Below are 19,215 nucleotides of genomic sequence, written 5' to 3'. Positions count from 1 at the left end.
CTCGGAGGACGATGATTTGATCAATAAGCCCTCGAGTTACGAGAAGTGTGCCTGGCCGGCGACAGGGCTCCGGGAAGACTCGAAGCTGGAGGAATACGACTGGGGTTATCTCTACGTCTACACGGATGGGCGATTGCCGGAATTCCAGACAATAGAACGACCCTCGGAGCGTGAGATCCGGGATCGCTGGGGGTACTACCTGAAGTAGTGTTGGCCGAGATTCGATTATTAGAACTTCTCGACAGAACGAAGGCTACTCGGCAGTTCAACGGTTCACGTTGTCACCCTTTGAGGGGTCTGGATTGTCTCGAGCGTACTTTTTCCCATTCCTTTTGTAGGTATGGGCTTCGGGGTGTTTGCCGGCTTCAATTTCACGAACCACTGTGCCCCGAGGTACTGACTTGCGTGCCCCAATGTCGTAGTGCTCATTCCTTCCTCCCTTCCCATCGCGAAGGCCACGAATTTTGGCCATATTCGTTCTCCTACCTTGTATGGCATGCATTGGCGCAGTAGTAGCACCCATCAATAGATTTTCCTGGAAATCGGCGCTTTGCTTCCGCAACTGCACTTTGGCATGTGGCGTGAATTCCGAGGTCAATTCGGTTTGATGGGAGCGGCATATAGGAGCAAGTACACGTTTCCTGATGTACTTCATGCTCGCCGGTGGGTTGGGCGTTCTTGTTGATGATGTACCTTGGCATTTTTGATACCTTCTCACAGATTGATGGGGTTTCAGTTTTACGATTACACATCGCTTATGGATATAGGCGGGCGCCATTGCATTTCTGGCCGTAGAACTAAAATTTTTTTCGCCGTCTAGTTCTGGGCAGCGTGCCGCCTATTACATCAAGGAGGGGATGTCTATGACGGATACAGGGGATAATTTTTATTCTCTAGTAGATGCCGAAAGTGCGATTTCCGGTCTAGAGCCAGAAGATCTAATTAAGCTTAGACTGTTTGCAAGATCCAGGTTGGTCTTCAAGTCGCTCGAATTAACGGAAGATGAGCTGATTAGTGAGGCATTGACACGCACATTAGAAGGAGCCCGACGCTGGAACAAGGATCTCGGAATTCTAGAGCATTTAATTGGAACGATGAGGAGCATTGCTACCGATCAGCGGCGCACAAAACAGGTCAAAGCCGAGATATTCGCGGAGGATGTGGAAAGCCAGACTGAAAATGTATTTGAGACGATCTATCCCGACGCGAGCGCTATCCTAGAGTCAGAACAGTCGATATCTATAATATTTAAGGCCTTCGAGGAAGATGATCATGCCACTGTGTTAATTCAAGGGCTTTTCGATGGCGAGAAACGACGAGAGACATTGGCGAGAACCAGGATGTCAGAGAAGGAGTATGGCGCCGCTCGAAAGCGCATATTTAGAAAGTTGGTACAAATGCAGGAGAAAGGCCAGATATGATTAATAGAACTAGGGATTTTGAGAACGGCCTTCTCGACCTCATTCAAGAGGAGGTTCTGGGGTTGTCCTCGGAGGAGTTAAAGATCCGGTATCAGTGCGAGGATCTAAGGACTACAGATGACTTCAAGTCCACCAGATCACTGGTCGATAGCGTTCTATCAGCTCGTAAAGTGAACAGGCTACAGCTCGCTAGGCAGGAACTAGATGCTTTACGTGAGAGAGAGGACGATAGTACTCGTAGGTCGAAAATTGAGGACGCTAAAGCATTCATAATCAGCTTGATGGCGAGCGGTCGCCTGCCAAACGAATTTACTTTGGCATTTCGAGAAGGTGAAGACATACCAGATAGTGAAATTGAATCAATTATCGAAGATCTTCGTGAGCTTGGTTTTGATATAGGCGATGAGTAGGCGATACATTGAAAGTCTCTATCGAGATGAACTGTCAATCAGCGCAGCCAGTGAAATAGACATAGAAGCTATAGCTTACTATAAGGGAGCGATGGTCAAGGTTAGACCTTTACGTGGGTGTGAGGCTCGCATCATTGGATATGGCGATCGAGCTGTTATTAGTGTCAACTCGGCATCGATGACTGAACGCAGGCGATTCTCCATTGGTCATGAGTTAGGACACTGGATAAAGCATAGAGGGACGGTGGGGAACCTTTGCAAGAAGGAGCTGATAACTGCGAATCGTACGTCTAATAGTAGAAATCTACTTGGTCGCGAAAAAATTGCGAACGAATATGCATCAGAGTTACTTATGCCAGAGTATCTGTTCGCTCGTTTTATCCGAGGAGCCGATATTTCATTTGATGTTATTCAGTCGATCAAAGAGGCGTTTGGTGTTAGCTTGACAGCTGCTGCAATTCGATTTGTTAACTCTTGTGATTATCCAGTAATACTTGCATGTTATGGACCGAATGGACGACGTTGGTACCATAAGTCCAAGCAGGTTCCCCAGTATTTCTACCCCGTGAGAGTCATTAGTCATGAGTCTCCTGGCTTTTGTAGAATACTATCTAATAATGAGAAATATGAAGCACACGAGGTTGATTCAGACATTTGGATTGACGCATTGGGAGCAGAAAAATACGAGGTCATGGAAGTAATTTGGCCCATCAGTAGAGATTCTTTTATGGTTTTCCTTTGGTGGGCTGATGAGAGTCAAATTGTTGACCAAATCGAAGAAGAGGAGAAAGTGGATATCGTCGAGCCAACGTTCCGTTGAGCCAATTCGGAGCATTGGCGCGTTTCGCCACTATTCCTATATTTTGACTGAAAAGCAGGTTCAGGAGTGAGAATCTAAGTGCAGTAAGTCGTGGTATCCAGATTATATTGCATATGTGAGCGGAGGCTCCTCGATTTATTCATTCTGGGTGTGCCGGCATTTTGGAAATGAAGAGCATCCCCAGAATTCCTTGCCGGCCATCTTGCCGCGTCGCGCCCTACGCCTCACAAGGGCAGAGCCGCAGCGGGGGCAGTCGAGGACGGTTGCGTCGGCTTGTGTCGGTTGGGCATGCTTGGTCGCGGGCTGTCCTATTAGGCCTTCCAACTGAGCACCATCGATCAGATCAATGGCCTTGTCGGCAGCAAAATGACGCGCCTCTTCGGTAAACATGCCAGTCGTGACGACCGAGGCACTCAGCGCTCCCTCGCTGACCATGACACCGTAGAGCTCACGTACGACGGTGACGCCGACTTTATTGGACTTCCATTGCTTGCACTGGACGATGTGGGGCTTGCCGTCTCGCTCAAGGCGAATATCGACCCCACCGTCGGGGCCGTCGGCCAGATTCTCCTTTACTGTGTATCCGCGGCGACGGTAGATTTCAGCAACGTATTCTTCAAACTCGCGCCAGGACAAACCGCGGATATCACTGAGTCGTCTGTGCGTGTCTACCAGCCTTCGTCTGCGGCGACCATTCAGGTACGCGAAGGGCATGGGGACCAGGAACAGGATTGCCACGTAGGGCGCAACGGTGGGGCCAGCAGTCTTCATGCCCACGAAAAACGGGTTATCCGGGATGAAGATGGGGACCAGATACTTGAGTCCAATATAGGCAGCGGCCGCCACCATGGGGCTTACCCACCATGGCGCGATCATTAGATCATCGAGTACTGACTGCTTCTTGCGTCCCATCAGGATTTCCTTTCCAGCATCTCAGCCTACAATTTTAGCGATCAGTCGCAATAGCAGTACTCGACAGCGTGAAATTTGGGAGGCTGGTCACAGCCATATGACGTGGGGCAGGCACTTGCGAAATTGCCCGGTGGATTTATCCTGCACTCCCGGTCGTCGGTACCTACGTGCCGCCGATTGCGGTCGCTAAGGTCGATAGTGTTCATCACAGCGAGCAGAATCCCTGCCTGAACGCATCCAGTTGCGCGCCCACTAAATCTGCATCGCGCCCTCTGGCCATGTCTAACAATAAAGCTTCAGAGCTTTCCTCATCTTGCAGAATTTCCGCAATACGATGAGCCGTGGCAGGCGCAGCGATGTGTTTTGCATGGAGAGACAACAGGTAAGCTCCCACCGGATCAAATTCGTGGTCAAACCGGTCCATGGCCCCGGACTCATAGGCCTCGTTCACTATTGCATCGATTTTGAGGTATGTACTCATGAGGTAGAGTAGGTCTTGCGCATCCTTTGGGCGCTCGGCAATGTCCCGGTCTCCCCATGCGACCAATTTAAGAAGTGCCATTCCCGGCGGGGATGCCACTGGCACGATCAGCTCGGGATTGGCGTCGATCCTTACCTGGGTCGCGTTATCAAGTGCCTCAACAAAGCCCAACACGCTCATTTTGATATCACCTTTTGGAGGCCAGGCAATTCGATCGCCGGTCTCACTCAACGCGCCGAAGGGAACCAGATCGATATATCCAATATCCAGGTCCCAATCCTCGGGGCTGACCAGGCGTTGTGGCTCTTTGGACGGGGAGAAGCCTTGATCAAGAAGCAGCTTTCGCAGTCGGTCAAAGTCTGGCCAGGAAGCCACCTGGATGCCAAAGTCAATATCCCGGGTAGCGCGCTCAATCGCAGCACCGAAGCCATACGCCATCACAATGTCTCTGGCCATGGCTCCGACAATGAGATAAGGGATGTTTAGCTGGGAGGCAGCCTTATCGATAGCGCGATAAAGCTCAATCTCGCCCGGGTGCAGTTCCCCGGAGATATCTATCGATGTACTTTTCGTAAACAAGCTTCGCTGTCTCCAGGTTGCGCGGATCACCGGTGCTTGTTAAGTCCGCGTAGGTGAGTATGGGGTCAGTGGTTTCTGTCCATTGGTTATCTGGCGTCCAGAACATGTCGAATATTCTGACAACACCTTCCTCGGTGCGCTGATCTTTTCCCGTTCTTCGCAAGCGTGCACCATTTACAAACTCGTTTAAGCGCTTTTTCGGGAGGTAGACAGTCACGTCCTTCGGCTTGATGTAATGGGTCAGTTTGTCTGCGGCGAGCTCTCCACCCCAAACTGCACCAAATTCTTCTATCACAACATCGACCCACCAAATGGGATTTCCGGCGGTCCACGTGCCCAGGTTCAGCTTTTTCTGTAACTTCAGGGGATAGGCATCGACCCAGCGTCGAAACAGGCCTTCGAGGTCGATCAGGCGTTTTCCCTTGTCCCGGCCAAGATCCCTTAAATATCCCGCTTCTTTCAGGCCATTCATCACCCACCCGATGGTGCCGTTGGCGACGCCGGTGACCTCCGCGATATGGCGATAGGGCCGGTTCACCAGCTCCGGATTTTTCAGGAATGCATATACAACTTTCAGGCCGGTAGGCTCAAAAGCCCGATTTGTCTCCGTCGCTGTGAATTCCTGAAGCAGCTTATTTCCCCGGACATAGATGAAATTTCTGGGTGCGTTGATGTAGGCATTACCCGCGGTATCGATAAACTGGAGCTCCAGCTTTTTCAGTCGCGCGGCAAGGTTCGGGTTTACATAGTCGGTGACGAGCATGCCCCTATCTACGCCGTGGTGCTCTTGTATGAGGCGCAATTGTTCGACAAGCGCACCCAGGTTCGCCTGAGCGGCTCGGGGCTTTATTTCAACCACATAGGGCACGGCATCATCGCCAAGTTCGATAAGCGCATCCGCGCGATATCTCCCAATAGCAACCTCACGGTCTCTGATTGCGACCTGTAGAGGGACCTCTGCGGTGAGTGCAGTGATCGCCCTCTCAAGAATCTGATTCTCCATCTTCTGCGCCAGCCTCGTACACTAAATGCAATTGTACAATAATAGTGTGCGGTGTCTAGTGGTGTACACCTACCCCTTGTCTGTATATTTATCTAATAAATACATAAGGTTACCGGATGCCATAGATACTCGCCCGGATAATGTACACAAAATGAAGGCGTACACTATATGTGTGCGGCTCCCTGGAGTGTACAACTGCAAAGTCACTTATAGGGCATTGGTCACTGATCAATCGCGCCCTCTCAATCTGGATAAGGCGGAAAGTCGACAGAAGCAGCTAGTCTGCCCCCATACAGGAGGACGTTTGTCATCCCATAAAAAGAGCCTGTCACAACTGTATCCGCTCCGCTCATCAAGAATGTCGCGATTTGCGTAGCCTGACTACATATAAACTCACCAATCTAATGGTGCAGCGGAAATACCACAAAACACGGATGCCAATGTGTAAGTTGCAGTGGCTTGTAGAGCGAAAGTCCGACGGAGTATACGAATGACACGACAGGAATTGTTTGACCTGGTGTGGTCACAGCCGGTGACCCGGGTAGCGGAGTCTCTCGGAGTTTCTGACGTTGCAGTGAAGAATCACTGCCGGAAACATCACATTCCTACGCCCTCCAGGGGTTACTGGGCAAAGCTCAAGAGCGGCAAGAAAGTGTCAAAACCCAGATTGCGTACCAGTCTGGAGCCCGCTGATGCCCTTGTGAATATCCAGCCCAGGCCGGTGAAGACACGCTCCCCAGCGGTGACGGCCATCGAATCGCAGGCGCTTAGCTACCGCGAACAAATTGCCGCCGATTTCAGGTTGGTCGAGCGCTTGCCACGCACCCTCCATCCTTTTGTGGATGCTCTGCGTACTTTGCTGGAGGAAACTGAGAAAGATCAGTGCGGGTTTCGGGACCTGGGCGACTCTTACTGGAAAAAGACCTGTTTGAGTGATTCCAGCAAAGCCCGGGCCTTCCGCCTTCTTCAGTCAATGGCCGCTCTTGCAAGCAAACTGGGCCATGAGCTGTATCTTGAGAAGAGCAACTGCTTCTGGAAAGTGGGCGAGGAGATTTTCGAGTTCACGCTGTATGAAACCCGAGATCAGAAACCCCATACGCCGACCAAGGAAGAGCTGGAGTACGAGGCGCGCCGGCTGAGGTGGTCGGGCAACAGTGATAGAAAGTCCTATCGAACCTGGGACTACTATCCCTCTGGGCGATTGATCTTCCATATCAGTGATAATCAGTCTGACTGGCGTCTGGATCTTTCCAAGAACGAGCGACGCTGGCGGGATACCAAAGCCACTACTCTAGAAGAGCGCGCTCTGGATATTTTCGTGTGGTTGCAGGCAGCGGCGGTGGAAGCCAAGGAGAAACGCCTGCTTATTGAGGAAGAAGAACGTCGTCAAGAGAAAGAAGCCGAACGACAGGCACGCATCCGGCAGCGGAAGAAAAATGCGAAATCCCTGCGCAACCATATTAATGAGTTGGGCGATGTATTGAGCACTATTCACCGTCTTGAACAGATGGTGGAGTTCATTGACAGGCAGGATGATTCGGGCCACTGGGCCACTGGGCCAGTCAGCGGGTGCGGGCAGAAGTCGCCTCCTACAAAGACTTTCTGACATCCAATTTCCAGCATGAGCATTTTGAAACGGTGTGCGAGACGCTGGAGATGAAAGAAGGGGAGGGTATCCTGATGGAAATGCTGTATCCGGGAGAGTGCCAAAAGTAACGGCGCACCAGGAAATTTCCCAAGAACTCGAGGCGGAACACGAAGAATCGGGCTGACATGTCAGGGGAGTAGCGACGTCTACTGAAAATCCAAAACGGTCTGCGTGCGGATTGCCTGCAGGGCCGGAAAATATAGAGGGGCCGGAGGTGTAGGCTAGGCGTCCTAAAGGACACCTAGCCTACACCTCCATCGCCCGAATTGTAATGCCAGCTTGTTGTAAGAAGGGTATGTTCCCGCAGCCTGCCGCTTTTTCGGAGGATATAGATGGTAGTCAACTGGCCGCTTCAGGGAACAGCCCTGGCATCCAGCGTCCGGCCAGTCGTGCCGGGAAGGCAATCTGCAGAGGCGCTCTGGGACTGGCTGATTGCAATACACCCTTTTGCAGGAGCGCTGAAACAATGCGCCTGGCTTGGCGATCGCCAGTCCCGACAATGTTGGGAACGTCACCGCGAGGAAGCTCTCCGCGATAGAGGACGGCTTCCAGTATGTGGCCGGCTTTTGGCGGTAGACTATCTGTACGGATTTCTTCCTCGACCCAGAGTCGAATGCGTTCGCGCAGTTTGTTGGGCTGGACGAGTTGCTCCATGAAGTCCACCTGATCAATACAGGTCTGCAGAAAAAACTCGGTGAATTCTGCAAGTGCCGCCTCACTGCGACTGCCGCGGCCATCAAGGTCACCACGACGAGGTTGGTCGCAGGAAATCAAGTGCTGTTTATAGCGTGCCTCCTGCCGGGCCAGACCACGGGCGATGGACCAGATACCGCCGGTGTCGAGCGCTTCTCTTAACATGGCGTAGGACATGAGGCGGGCGACACGGCCATTACCATCCAGAAAGGGGTGTATCCAGAGGAGGCGGTGATGGGCAGCTGCAGCGGAGATCGTTGTCTGTGCCTTGCCGAGTCGACCATAGACCTGCTCGAAACGACGGAGAAAGCGGGGCAGGGCGCCCGGGCTGACGGGCACATGGGCGCCGACGATCACGTCTCGATCACGAAGTTCACCGGGTGTCATACGAGCCCGCTCGCCGCTCTCGGGATCCTCGACCCAGAGCAGTTCACCCGGGAGCTCGCCGCCAAACCGTCGATGTATCTCGCAGATGCCGTCAAGCGTGGTGGCACGACCGGACAATCCACCCTCATCAATCCATTGCTGGACGGCGACGTGGGCACGCGCCTCAAGCTGGAGATCACGTCTGCGCGGTTCGTCGCTGTAATCATTCTGCAGGGCGCGCTCGATGTCGATCGGATGGGTGTCATGCCCCTCAATCAGGTTGGAGTAATAACAGTTCATGGAACGGACCAGTTCGGCCAGGGCGCTGACCACCCCGTCTGGCAGGCTACGGCTGAATCCGGCGGATTTCGCGGCCAGCTCCATGGCAAGCTCCGTCAGGGCTTCTCGTCGAGGGACATTATCACTGAGCAGCAGCGGCTCCATCGCCGCGATATCCTCGCCACGGTCCTCCGCCGGTTCGATGTCCGCTTTTATGTCCGGTTCTTCACTGCTCATATTTTCATGAATAACAGAATGTTAGGGAGCTTCATTGGACGGAGTGTAGCACTAAAATGTCCGGTTTGATGTCCACCTCAAGCCATGAAGCTTCAATGAAGAAAACTGCAGCATATGTAATGATGCATTTAGAGCGCTTGACATGCGTCGTTTGCTGGTCTTGAATATGCAGCATGTCGAATGATGCAGTAACAATGGCTCAGCTTGGCGATGTAGCGGAGGCTCGCCCTGGCTACCCGTTCCGTGGCGCGATCAAATCGGTTCCCGGCGGGGAGTTGGCGGTGGTCCAGATCAAGAACGCTGATCCTGAGCAGGGAGTCGACTGGGGGGCACTGGTCAGCACCACTCCAGCCGGCCGTAAGTCTCCAGACTGGCTGCGGAGCGGCGATGTGCTTTTCATTGCACGAGGCAACCGAAACGTGGCTGTTCATCTAGATCAGGTGCCGGCCCGAGCCGTGTGCGCGCCGCAGTTCTATCTGTTGCGGGTAAGGGGGGATCTCGTATTGCCGGCGTACCTGGCCTGGTACCTCAATGAAGGCCCTGCACAGCGTTACTTTGAGCAATCGGCAGAGGGCAGCGTCGTCACCAGCATCCGCCGCCAGATCCTCGAAGCCCTGCCACTCCCCATACCGGATCTGCAGCGGCAACAGTTAATCGTGAACCTTGTGGACACCGCGCGGCGCGAGAAACAGCTCACAGAACAACTGATCCGTAACCGTGAACAGCAGTTAACGCTGGTCGCGCGCGGACTGATTCAATAGGTTCAAGGAAATATAGGAACTCAGATGAACGACAGTGTGAACCAACGAGAAATCAACCAGGCCGTCTGGCGGGCTTGCGATACCTTCCGCGGCACGGTGGACCCCAGCATTTACAAGGACTACGTCCTGACCATGCTGTTCGTAAAGTACCTGTCCGACGTCTGGCAGGACCACTGGGAGCAGTACCAGACCGAGCACGGCGATCACCCCGAACTGATCCGGGAGCTGATGAAAAACGAGCGCTTCGTCCTGCCACCGGATGCCAACTTCTACGCCCTGTATGAACACCGGCATGAACCGGGTAATGGCGAGCGTATCGACAAGGCCCTGCATGCTATAGAAGAAACCAACATCCAGAAGCTCAGCGACGTGTTTCAGGACATCAGTTTCAACTCCAACAAGCTGGGTGATGAGAAGCAAAAGAATGAGATCCTCAAGTCCCTCCTGGAGGATTTCCATAAAACCGAACTCAACCTGCGTCCTAGCCGTATCGGTCGCCTGGATATTATCGGTAACGCCTACGAATTTCTGATCAAACAATTCGCTGCCAGCTCCGGCAAGAAAGCCGGGGAATTCTATACCCCGCCGGAAGTCTCCGAACTCATTGCCGAGCTGCTGACGCCGAAGGAGGGCGATGAGATCTGTGACCCCGCCTGTGGCTCCGGTTCACTGCTGCTGAAATGCGCCAACCTGATCAAGAACGCTTTTGACGGTTCCAAGCGCTTTGCGCTCTACGGTCAGGAAGCCATCGGCAGCACCTGGGCTTTGTCCAAGATGAACATGTTCCTGCATGGCGTGGATAACCACCGTATCGAGTGGGGCGACACCATTCGCAATCCCAAGCTGCTGGACAAGGACGGCAGGCTTAAGCTGTTCGACATCGTAGCGGCCAACCCGCCGTTCTCCCTGGACAAGTGGGGCCACGACGGCGCCGGTGATGATCCTCATGGGCGCTTCCGCCGCGGCATTCCCCCGAAAACCAAGGGGGATTACGCGTTCATTTCCCACATGGTCGAGACCCTGAAACCCGGTACCGGCCGCATGGGCGTGGTCGTCCCCCACGGCGTGCTGTTCCGTGGTTCCTCCGAAGGCAAGATCCGGCAGAAACTGATCGAAGAAAACCTGCTGGACGCTGTCGTCGGCCTCCCGGAGAAACTCTTCTACGGCACCGGCATCCCCGCCGCCATCTTGGTTTTTCGGCAGGATAAGCAAGACAACAACGTATTGTTCATCGACGCCAGCCGTGAATATCAGGCGGGCAAGAACCAGAACGCCCTGTCGGAAGACAATCTTAAGAAGATCGTCGACACCTACAAACAAAGACAAGACGTAGACAAATATGCCCATGTCGCCAGCCCGGAAGAAATCAAGGAAAACGATTTCAACCTGAATATCCCCCGCTATGTGGATACCTTCGAGGAAGAAGAAGAAATTGACCTGTTGGCAGTACGTGAAGAACGAGTGCAACTCAAGGCAAAGCTGGAAGCACTGGAGCTGGAAATGGATGGCTACCTTAAGGAGCTGGGTTACGACACACAGGGAGGTGCTAGTGCCGCGGGAGGCAGGAAGCCGGGAGCGGCTGGTGTCGGAGGTAAAACGTGAACGTGCCTGGCGGTTGGGATAGAAAAATGCTATCCGAGGTGGTCAAGGAGAAAATATCGTACGGCATTGTACAAGCAGGACCCCATATAACTGACGGGGTGCCGTATATTAAGAGTTCCGATGTTCGCGGCAAAATTGATCCGGAGAAACTTCAAAAGACAAGTAAAGATATCCACTTTAAATATCGCCGATCCTCGGTCCATCCCGGAGATATTGTATTTTCTCTTAGGGGGAATATAGGTGAATTAGCTATAGTTCCTGATGATTTGCCAGAAGCAAATTTGACGCAGGGTACCGCAAGAATATCTGTTTCAAAAGATCATAATAGCTATTTTCACTACTATCAGTTACAGACTTTTCCAATCATTTCCCGCATTAATGCACTTAGCAAAGGCAGTACTTTTAAGGAGATATCATTAGAAGAGCTTAGAAAAATCCAGGTTCTGTGTCCTCCAATCACTGAACAACGAAAAATCGCCAAAATCCTCTCCACCTGGGATGAAGCCATCGCCACCACAGAGCATTTTCTGGCCAACAGTGAGCAGCAGAAAAAAGCACTGATGCAGCAGTTGTTGATAGGGAAGAAGCGGTTGCCGAGGTTTGAAGGGGAGTGGCAGTCCGAAAAGCTTGGCGATCTCTTCAAGGAAAGGAAAGAAAGCGGCCTGTCGGACTACCCACTATTATCGGTTACACAGGACCAAGGAATTATCTATCGTGACGATGTTGGTCGAAAAGACACGTCAAGCGAGGACAAGTCAAAGTATTTAAAAGTATGTCCAGGGGATATTGCCTACAACACAATGCGAATGTGGCAGGGCGTCTCAGCCCTGTCAGGGCTTGAAGGGATCGTTAGCCCTGCTTACACAGTACTAAAGCCGAGCAAATTGGTAGATTCTAGGTTCGCTGCTTATCTCTTCAAGCTGCCTCCGATAATCCACTTGTTTTTTCGACACTCACAGGGGCTGGTTTCTGATACTTGGAATCTGAAGTACAACCACTTCGCCAAAATCACAGTCGTTGTTCCCAGACTGGAAGAGCAGAAAGCGATAGCCACCGTGATTTCCGAACAAGATAAAGTTATCCAGGCCCTAAAAAAGGAACTTGTGTATTTTAAGTCCGAAAAGAAGGCCCTTATGCAACAACTCCTGACCGGCAAGCGCCGCGTAAAAAATGAAGAAGAGGCCGAAGCGATCACCGCCTGAGGCGGTTGCGAGCCAGGAAATGAAGCCAAGTCCATGAACACATACACACCTAACACCAGCGAACTCTACGCCTCTCATATTCCGGCGCTGGCGATGCTGGTGCGCCTGGGATGGGAGTATCGCTCATCGACCGATGTATTGAAGCTACGCGACAACTCTACCCGGGAGGTACTGTTGCGTCCGGTGCTTATTGAATTTCTGCGTCAGCACCGCTTCGAGTACAAGGGCAAGAGTTATCCGCTGTCCAACGAGGGTATCCAGCAGATTCTTACAACACTGGCGTCACCCGGTCTGGCCGAGGGTTTGATGCCCGCCAATGAGGCGGTGCACGACATGATCACCCTGGGTATCACCGTCAACGAGTTCATGCCGGATGGGAAGCGTCACGCAACTACCGTTCCACTGGTGAACTGGCAGGACATCGAACAGAACAGCTATATCGTCACCGAGGAATTGGAAGTCCAGAACGCCGCGGCCACCGGCCACCGCCGTCCGGATCTGGTGGGTTTTCTGAATGGCATTCCGGTGGTAGTCATCGAAGCCAAACGGGCAGCCTCGGGGAATCCCAATAAGTCCATGATCGACGAAAGCGTAAGCCAGATGATCCGTAACCAGGGTGTGCAGGAGATTCCCTACCTGTTCGCTTTCTCCCAGGTGTTGGTGGCTGTCAGCCAGACTGAAGGGCGTTATGGCACCACCAAGACACCGCGCAAATTCTGGTCCAAGTGGGAAGAGGAGGTAATCAGCGAGACCGAGCGCGAGGCCATCAAGAACCGGCCATTGAGCCCTGGGCAAATCGACGCGCTGTTTGCCGACAAGCCCACCAAGGTGCGGCATTATTTTGAGCAGCTCTGGGCCAACCCGGTGTTGCCCACCGAGCAGGATGAGCTGCTGATCGGCGTCCTTAGCCCCCAGCGGCTGCTGTCTCTTCTGCGCTTTTACATCCTGTATTACAAGCACGACAAGATCATTGCCCGTTACCAGCAGTTCTTCGGCATCGAGGCCCTGTTGCGCCAGATTACCGGCGTGGACGACAAGGGGGCACGAAAGGGCGGAGTGATCTGGCATACCACAGGGTCCGGCAAGTCCTTCACCATGGTGTTCCTGAGTAAATTACTGGTGCTCCACGAATCCCTTCGCCAGTGCCGGGTTATTGTGGTCACTGACCGGGTGGATCTGGAGAAACAGCTATCCCAAACCTTCGCCGCGTCGGGCGCTCTCGGCCTGACCTCCGCAAGTAGCGGAGAGGCTGGCCAGGCCCGCATGGGCTCCGGCAAGGACCTGGCCAACCAGATCGGCCATGGTGAGCAACGGGTCATCTTCACACTGGTGCAGAAATTCCTGTCCGCCATCAAGATGAAGGCTTGCCACAATCCCAGTGAGAATCTCCTGGTACTGGTGGACGAAGGTCACCGCAGCCACGGTGGTGAGAATCACCAGCGCATGCGCAGGGCGCTGCCAAATGCCGCCTATATCGCCTTTACCGGCACGCCGCTGATGAGGAAAGACCGGCGGGAGACGGAGGAGACCTTCGGCCCAATTGTTCATGCCTACACTATGCGCCGAGCGGTGGATGACGGCACCGTGGCACCGCTGCTCTACGAGGAGCGCCGTCCTGCGCTGGACGTGAATCAGCAGGCCATCGACAAGTGGTTCGAGACCATCACCCGCGGCCTGACTGATGATCAGAAGGCGGACCTGAAGCGCAAGTACACCAAGCGCGGCGCCGTCTACGGCGCTGAGAATCGCATTCGCCTGCTCGCCTGGGACATCGCTCTGCATTTCAGCGAGAACTTCAAGAAGCTGGATAAGCCCCTCAAGGGACAGGTGGCCTGTGACAGCAAACTATCCGCCATCCGCTACAAGCGTTTCCTGGATGAAACCGGGCTGGTCTCATCGCGTATCGTGATTTCTGCACCGGATACCCGCGAGGGCCACAGTGAGGTGGATGAAGCTGAACTGCCCGAGGTGCAGCAGTGGTGGAAGGACAACATGCCGGGTGATCCCCGTGAGTACGAGCGGGAGACCATCGAGCATTTCGGGATGGACGGAGATCCGGACCTGCTGATCGTGGTGGACAAGCTGCTTACCGGCTTCGACGAGCCACGCAATGCGGTGCTGTATATCGACAAGCCACTCAAGGGCCATAACTTGATCCAGGCAATCGCTCGGGTGAACCGACTTCACGAGGAAAAGGCCTTCGGTCTGCTGATCGACTATCGCGGCATCCTCAAGGAGCTGGACACAGCCATAGAGACTTACCGGAATCTGGAGGAGCACACCCAGGGAGGATTCGATATCGATGATATCGATGGCCTGTATGCCAATGTGGCGACCGAATACAAGCAACTGCCGCAGCTGCACAAGCGGGTCTGGGCGTTTTTCAGTGAGGTGAAGAACCGCCAGGATGTGGAAGCCTATCGCAAGGTCCTGATGCCCAAATACGACACTGATCCGGACGGGGTCGAGTACGACACCCGGCAGGAGATCCGCGAGAACTTCTATGCTGCCCTCACAGAGTTCGGCATGTGCCTGCAGGTGGCCAGGTCCTCAAGATCGTTTTTCGAGGACAAGTCTTTCACCGAAGAGATGGTCAATACCTACAAGCGCGACCTGAAGTGGTTTATAGAGCTGCGCAAAATCGCCCGGCAGGATGCCCAAGAAACAGTAGATTACAGCGCCTACGAGAAGCAGATCCGCAAACTGGTCGATCGCGATGTGGTGGGCGTAGAAATCACGCGAGGGGAGGGTACCTACGACGTCTCCAGGCTGGGCGGGGACCCGGAAGACTGGGACGACGAAAAGACCCGCAACGAGGCGGACACTATTCGTACCCGTACCCGGAGAACCATAGAACAGGACCTCGAGGACGACCCCTATGCCAAGAAGGTATTTTCCGAACTGCTGAAGAAAGCCATTGAGGAAGCCGAGGCTCTGTTTGATCACCCGACCAAGCAGTACGCACTGTTCCAAGGGTTCGAGGAGGCAGTGAGGGCTCGCAAAACACCCGGCATTCCCGATGAGCTGGCAGACAATCCCCACGCCAAGGCGTATTTCGGGCTCTTCCGGCTGATCGCCGGCGACGAGGCTGTGGATGCCGGTATGGCCGCCGAGCCAGAGACCCTGATCAGCCTGGCACGTCAGATCCACGAGACGGTACATACAGTCGTAGCCCAGAATACCCTGAATCCCACTGGGGTGGACAAGGGTATCCGCAAGGCCCTGTTGCCCACGCTCTTCCAGCGCTTTGGCTTGGACAAAGCCAATGGGCTACTCGACCAGATCGTGCACATTGTCCGCGTGGGCCTGAATCATGACTGATATCGCCACTCTGGAACCAACGCACAGCGTGCAGTATGGCGGACGGCGCCTGGCGTTCCTCTGGCGCCAGCGCACAAAGCGGCCGGCCACGGGTGTCCGCAAGGCGCGCATCCACGTCCATCCCAACGGACTGGTAGAGGTGGAAACACCGCCGGAGACCACCCTGTCCGAGGCCAAGCAGGCACTCCTGAAGCGCGCCCAGTGGGTCAGTAAACATCTGCGCGATATCGAAACCCGCAACGCCGATGTCCTGGAGCGGGAATATGTCAGCGGCGAGACCGCCTTCTATCTGGGGCGACGCTATACCCTGAAAGTGAAGCAGAGCGACGAGCAGGAACCGGTGAAGTTGCTGCGGGGACGGATCTGCATCGACCTCGCGTCACCGAACAAAAAGACAGTAAAAGCCGCATTGGATAGCTGGTATCAGAACCGGGCGAAGATTGTGCTATCCCGTCGACTACAGTTAGTCACTGACCGACTGCCCTGGATTAAGCAGGTGCCGCCCCTGTCCATCCGTCCGATGAAAACACAGTGGGGTAGCTGCTCCCCCAATGGGCGCGTTGCGCTGAATCCCCAGCTGGTGAAAGCGCCTACCCGCTGTATCGACTACGTCATTATTCACGAGCTGTGTCACCTGAAAGAACACAATCACAGCGTACAGTTCTACCAGCTGCTGAACCGAGCCATGCCGGACTGGGAAAAGGTGAAGGCTAACCTGGATGGGATGTCGGAGTTGTACTTGAACGCTTGAGAGAAGATTGAACTGACGGCAATTTTGTTAACGGACAACAGCTTCAGAATCGAAAGGTAAGGATATCAATGTCAGTTTCAGATATGTTCCAAATGTTCCTGGACAACTTGAAAGTCGACAACGCTGAACAAATTAGTCTCCGATATGGCGAGATCACGTCCAGCTTGAATAAAAAGTTTAGAGATACAGAGTCTAAAGAGGCGAACACAATCCAAGTTGGATCGTATGGACGGTATACGGGCATAAAAGGTATATCTGATTTAGACATGATCTACATCATGCCAAAAGCGCAGTGGGAAAATTACAAAGACGGAAAGCAGTCACAGCTTCTGACTGATGTAAAAGATGCAATTAAAGTAAGGTACCCAAAAACAGACATCCGTGTTGATCGTCTAGTAGTCACAGTTACCTACTCAAATTTTCATGTAGAAGTTCAGCCAGTTTTTGAAGAAGCAGACGAGGATGGCAATAGCTATTTTAAATACCCAGACTCTTATAATGGCGGAAGCTGGAAGATAACTAAACCGCGACAGGAAATGCAGGCGATAAAAGAACTGAATGAAGCCAAAAATCGTAATTTGAGGCTTTTATGCAAAATGGCTAGGGCATGGAAGAACAAACACGGTGTTGTAATGGGCGGTTTGTTGATCGACACCCTAGCGTACAATTTTATGAACTCAACAGTAGAATTCGATGATAAAAGTTTTCTCTACTTCGATTGGCTTAGTAGGGATTTCTTCAAGTATATGGCAGACCAGCCTGACCAAGACCACTACAAAGCTCCTGGTAGCAATCAGAATGTAAAAGTAAAAAAACGGTTTCAAAGTAAAGCTAGTGATGCTTATGAGTTATGTTTGAAAGCCATCGAGGCTGAGAAAGACGACTCTGTGAATGATAAGTGGAAAATGGTCTATGGCCGTAACTTCCCGGCTTCCGATGCTGAAAATAGGTCCGCCCTATCGGAGCAAGCATGGCGTAATACGGAGCAGTTCATAGAGGATTTCTACCCGGTCGATGTTCGCTATAGCCTGAAAATAGACTGTGCTGTGCATCAAAGACAGGGATTGCCAAGGAGCTTGCTTTTGATGCTCGAAAAGGGTTTTGGCATTAGTAACAACAGGAAGCTTATCTTCAATATTGTAGAGCACGATATCGAAGGTGACTTTGAAGTGAGGTGGAAAATACTAAATCGAGGCGTCGAGGCTAAGAGCCGAGACTGTATTCGAGGGCAAATTGAGCACTCAAATAATGGCAATAACTCGAGGAAAGAATCTGCAGATTTTCAAGGAAACCATTTCGTCGAATGCTACGCCCTCAAGGGCGGGGTAGTGGTGGCCAGAGATAGCATAAAAGTCCCCATTTTGTGAGAAAGCCATGAATAAATCTGATTTGCTTAAGGCAATTGCCGAACGTGGGTATGACGTTGGTTTCGGTGCAAAAAAGCACTTCGCCACATACGATATTATTGAAAAAATTCCAGGTTGGATTGGGTTTACATCAATAGCTTTCGGTATATTTTCGCTCGCATATACAGATCTCGCCACGCAGTTTACGTCAGCCACATTCGTGGTTTTAGGTGTAGTTAGCTTATATGTGGGTTTCTATGCACATGACAAACATCGATATAATGAAGCTGGCGCATCTCTTACCAAACTTTACTACGAGCTTAAGATGTTGTACTTGACTCTTAAAGGGGCGGAAGGCCGAGAAGAAATTTCTAAATGTGAAAGGCAACTGCTTGATATAGAGAGCCGGTTTTTTTCAGACTGCATTAGTAAGCAGATTCTTTTTAGTAATTGGTATGCACATTACAAATTCTACTGGGAACTGCAAATTGGATGGTTGGAAGAAGAGTTGCGCTTCAAATTTTTCAGAGACAAAGTTCCTCTTTCATTCTGGATCTGCCTGATAATGTTGGCTTGCATAGCGGGTTTATGGATATTCAACCCCTTCGTCTGGGATTGCACACTTGGCATATCGCCTGTTGGCGATCTCTAAGCTGTGCATGGAACTAGTTATGGGGCCACACACTCAGCACTAGCGGCAGTAAAGCTATCCAGTGATCATGGGTTTGATCTATCAGGTTTCCGCCAGACATCAACTACGAAAGATTCTTCAACGCATCGCTGATGGCTTCTTCCGGGGGCTCATCGTAGATAACAGTTGTACTGGCTGATTTGTGACCAGCGACCTTCTGGGCCACCTTCAACGATTTCTTCTGCTTGTGGATAATGTCCGTGATCACGGAGCGTCGGCCGCTGTGAGAGCTGGCCTTTTCGATGCCGGCCCAGCCCCTCAAAATCAGCGCCATGTGTTCCTGTAGGGTATTTGGGGAGTAGGGGACATCTTTCTGGGTGATGAAAAGGGGATCCGTGGGCTTGGCGCCTGGATGCTCGGTGTTTGTCAACAAAGATGTCGCGTTCATTGATTATGCAGCCTTAGCCAATGATGGTTTCTCAGTGCACAATTCTTTCGGTGGGTTCAGCCAGACCTCGTCGGTCCTTTCCCAATCACGTGTCGGGCCAGACCACCGTTGTGGATGTGCGGCTTTCGCCGCTTCGTAAACTGCTTTCCTCTGCCGCAGTAACTCACTATCGAGACCAGCATGGCGCTGTGCCGGCGTCACGTATTTAATCGCACTGTGACGATGCTCATTGTTGTACCAGGTAACGAACTCATAGACCCAGGCGCGCGCTGCTTCGATACTCTCGAACGGCTTGCGGGGATAG

General features: G+C 52.6%; 18 protein-coding genes. 12 read left to right on the top strand and 6 right to left on the bottom strand.

Features of this window, described 5'->3' with window-relative positions:
• The first annotated feature begins 16 nt into the window (after window positions 1-16).
• The 4 genes from G533_RS0116910 (at window position 17) to G533_RS24110 (ending at window position 2,651) form a co-directional block, all read left to right on the top strand.
• Window positions 17-208: a hypothetical protein gene (locus G533_RS0116910; RefSeq protein WP_027950986.1), complete on the top strand. Its 192-nt coding sequence runs from the start codon at window positions 17-19 to the stop codon at window positions 206-208.
• A gap of 655 nt (window positions 209-863) precedes the next feature.
• Window positions 864-1,421, top strand: a complete 558-nt coding sequence (locus tag G533_RS0116900) for a hypothetical protein (RefSeq protein WP_027950984.1) — start codon at window positions 864-866, stop codon at window positions 1,419-1,421.
• Window positions 1,418-1,831, top strand: a complete 414-nt coding sequence (locus G533_RS0116895; RefSeq protein ID WP_027950983.1) for a hypothetical protein — start codon at window positions 1,418-1,420, stop codon at window positions 1,829-1,831. Before G533_RS0116900 ends, G533_RS0116895 begins: the two co-directional genes overlap by 4 nt.
• Window positions 1,824-2,651, top strand: a complete 828-nt coding sequence (locus G533_RS24110; protein ID WP_084639079.1) for an ImmA/IrrE family metallo-endopeptidase — start codon at window positions 1,824-1,826, stop codon at window positions 2,649-2,651. The genes G533_RS0116895 and G533_RS24110 overlap by 8 nt, the downstream gene beginning before the upstream one ends.
• A gap of 135 nt (window positions 2,652-2,786) precedes the next feature.
• Here G533_RS24110 and G533_RS25170 read toward each other — a convergent pair whose 3' ends face one another.
• From G533_RS25170 to G533_RS0116875, 3 genes are all read right to left on the bottom strand, one after another.
• On the bottom strand, window positions 2,787-3,563 hold the full coding sequence (locus tag G533_RS25170; protein WP_027950982.1) for a restriction endonuclease: 777 nt from the start codon (window positions 3,561-3,563) through the stop codon (window positions 2,787-2,789).
• A 205-nt stretch (window positions 3,564-3,768) separates the two neighbouring features.
• On the bottom strand, window positions 3,769-4,623 hold the full coding sequence (locus tag G533_RS22510) for a nucleotidyl transferase AbiEii/AbiGii toxin family protein (RefSeq protein ID WP_144079924.1): 855 nt from the start codon (window positions 4,621-4,623) through the stop codon (window positions 3,769-3,771).
• A complete protein-coding gene (locus G533_RS0116875) occupies window positions 4,565-5,626 on the bottom strand; it encodes a type IV toxin-antitoxin system AbiEi family antitoxin (RefSeq protein WP_051230551.1) in 1,062 nt (353 codons plus the stop codon). The genes G533_RS22510 and G533_RS0116875 overlap by 59 nt, the downstream gene beginning before the upstream one ends.
• A 490-nt stretch (window positions 5,627-6,116) precedes the next feature.
• Between G533_RS0116875 and G533_RS0116870 the strand changes: the two genes are divergently transcribed.
• Entirely contained in the window at window positions 6,117-7,232 is a 1,116-nt protein-coding gene (locus G533_RS0116870; protein ID WP_027950980.1) for a hypothetical protein, read from the top strand.
• 381 nt (window positions 7,233-7,613) lie between these two features.
• Here the strand turns inward: G533_RS0116870 and G533_RS0116865 are convergent, their stop codons facing one another.
• Window positions 7,614-8,849 (bottom strand): Fic family protein, encoded by a 1,236-nt coding sequence (locus G533_RS0116865; RefSeq protein WP_027950979.1) that lies wholly within the window; start codon window positions 8,847-8,849, stop codon window positions 7,614-7,616.
• Window positions 8,850-9,022: 173 nt separating this feature from the next.
• Here G533_RS0116865 and G533_RS0116860 point away from each other — a divergent pair, with 173 nt between their 5' ends.
• The 7 genes from G533_RS0116860 (at window position 9,023) to G533_RS22500 (ending at window position 18,484) form a co-directional block, all read left to right on the top strand.
• Complete coding sequence (locus G533_RS0116860; protein WP_027950978.1) at window positions 9,023-9,610, top strand: restriction endonuclease subunit S; 588 nt, start codon at window positions 9,023-9,025, stop codon at window positions 9,608-9,610.
• Window positions 9,611-9,634: 24 nt separating this feature from the next.
• Entirely contained in the window at window positions 9,635-11,212 is a 1,578-nt protein-coding gene (locus tag G533_RS0116855) for a type I restriction-modification system subunit M (protein ID WP_027950977.1), read from the top strand.
• Window positions 11,209-12,414 carry a restriction endonuclease subunit S gene (locus G533_RS22505; protein WP_205622646.1) on the top strand — a complete coding sequence of 402 codons (1,206 nt, stop codon included), beginning with the start codon at window positions 11,209-11,211 and terminating at the stop codon, window positions 12,412-12,414. The genes G533_RS0116855 and G533_RS22505 overlap by 4 nt, the downstream gene beginning before the upstream one ends.
• Window positions 12,415-12,447: 33 nt before the next feature.
• Window positions 12,448-15,735 carry a type I restriction endonuclease subunit R gene (locus G533_RS0116845; RefSeq protein WP_027950975.1) on the top strand — a complete coding sequence of 1,096 codons (3,288 nt, stop codon included), beginning with the start codon at window positions 12,448-12,450 and terminating at the stop codon, window positions 15,733-15,735.
• Window positions 15,728-16,486, top strand: a complete 759-nt coding sequence (locus G533_RS0116840) for a M48 family metallopeptidase (protein ID WP_027950974.1) — start codon at window positions 15,728-15,730, stop codon at window positions 16,484-16,486. The genes G533_RS0116845 and G533_RS0116840 overlap by 8 nt, the downstream gene beginning before the upstream one ends.
• A gap of 68 nt (window positions 16,487-16,554) precedes the next feature.
• Window positions 16,555-17,853, top strand: a complete 1,299-nt coding sequence (locus G533_RS0116835) for an SMODS domain-containing nucleotidyltransferase (RefSeq protein WP_027950973.1) — start codon at window positions 16,555-16,557, stop codon at window positions 17,851-17,853.
• 7 nt (window positions 17,854-17,860) lie between these two features.
• Window positions 17,861-18,484 carry an SLATT domain-containing protein gene (locus tag G533_RS22500; protein WP_051230549.1) on the top strand — a complete coding sequence of 208 codons (624 nt, stop codon included), beginning with the start codon at window positions 17,861-17,863 and terminating at the stop codon, window positions 18,482-18,484.
• Between the two features lie 103 nt (window positions 18,485-18,587).
• Here G533_RS22500 and G533_RS0116825 read toward each other — a convergent pair whose 3' ends face one another.
• Window positions 18,588-18,911 (bottom strand): tyrosine-type recombinase/integrase, encoded by a 324-nt coding sequence (locus G533_RS0116825; protein ID WP_027950972.1) that lies wholly within the window; start codon window positions 18,909-18,911, stop codon window positions 18,588-18,590.
• Between the two features lie 3 nt (window positions 18,912-18,914).
• Window positions 18,915-19,215, bottom strand: a 301-nt coding sequence (locus tag G533_RS24105; protein WP_144079736.1) for an integrase core domain-containing protein, incomplete at its 5' end; no start/stop codon positions are given.

This window comes from Haliea salexigens DSM 19537 (assembly GCF_000423125.1).
In the GTDB taxonomy this organism is placed as follows: Bacteria; Pseudomonadota; Gammaproteobacteria; order Pseudomonadales; family Halieaceae; genus Haliea; species Haliea salexigens.
Note: the sequence above shows the minus strand (reverse complement) of the source record. Positions and strands in the feature narration are given on the sequence as shown.

What these genes read in the sequence shown, in the direction of transcription:
- G533_RS0116835 (WP_027950973.1), top strand. Translation starts at nt 16,555, where the DNA reads ATGTCAGTTTCAGATATGTTCCAAATGTTCCTGGACAACTTGAAAGTC.
- G533_RS0116845 (WP_027950975.1), top strand. Translation starts at nt 12,448, where the DNA reads ATGAACACATACACACCTAACACCAGCGAACTCTACGCCTCTCATATT.
- G533_RS0116875 (WP_051230551.1), bottom strand. Translation starts at nt 5,626, where the DNA reads ATGGAGAATCAGATTCTTGAGAGGGCGATCACTGCACTCACCGCAGAG.
- G533_RS0116900 (WP_027950984.1), top strand. Translation starts at nt 864, where the DNA reads ATGACGGATACAGGGGATAATTTTTATTCTCTAGTAGATGCCGAAAGT.
- G533_RS25170 (WP_027950982.1), bottom strand. Translation starts at nt 3,563, where the DNA reads ATGGGACGCAAGAAGCAGTCAGTACTCGATGATCTAATGATCGCGCCA.
- G533_RS22500 (WP_051230549.1), top strand. Translation starts at nt 17,861, where the DNA reads ATGAATAAATCTGATTTGCTTAAGGCAATTGCCGAACGTGGGTATGAC.
- G533_RS0116860 (WP_027950978.1), top strand. Translation starts at nt 9,023, where the DNA reads ATGTCGAATGATGCAGTAACAATGGCTCAGCTTGGCGATGTAGCGGAG.
- G533_RS0116895 (WP_027950983.1), top strand. Translation starts at nt 1,418, where the DNA reads ATGATTAATAGAACTAGGGATTTTGAGAACGGCCTTCTCGACCTCATT.
- G533_RS0116870 (WP_027950980.1), top strand. Translation starts at nt 6,117, where the DNA reads ATGACACGACAGGAATTGTTTGACCTGGTGTGGTCACAGCCGGTGACC.
- G533_RS0116865 (WP_027950979.1), bottom strand. Translation starts at nt 8,849, where the DNA reads ATGAGCAGTGAAGAACCGGACATAAAAGCGGACATCGAACCGGCGGAG.
- G533_RS0116855 (WP_027950977.1), top strand. Translation starts at nt 9,635, where the DNA reads ATGAACGACAGTGTGAACCAACGAGAAATCAACCAGGCCGTCTGGCGG.
- G533_RS24110 (WP_084639079.1), top strand. Translation starts at nt 1,824, where the DNA reads ATGAGTAGGCGATACATTGAAAGTCTCTATCGAGATGAACTGTCAATC.
- G533_RS0116825 (WP_027950972.1), bottom strand. Translation starts at nt 18,911, where the DNA reads ATGAACGCGACATCTTTGTTGACAAACACCGAGCATCCAGGCGCCAAG.
- G533_RS0116840 (WP_027950974.1), top strand. Translation starts at nt 15,728, where the DNA reads ATGACTGATATCGCCACTCTGGAACCAACGCACAGCGTGCAGTATGGC.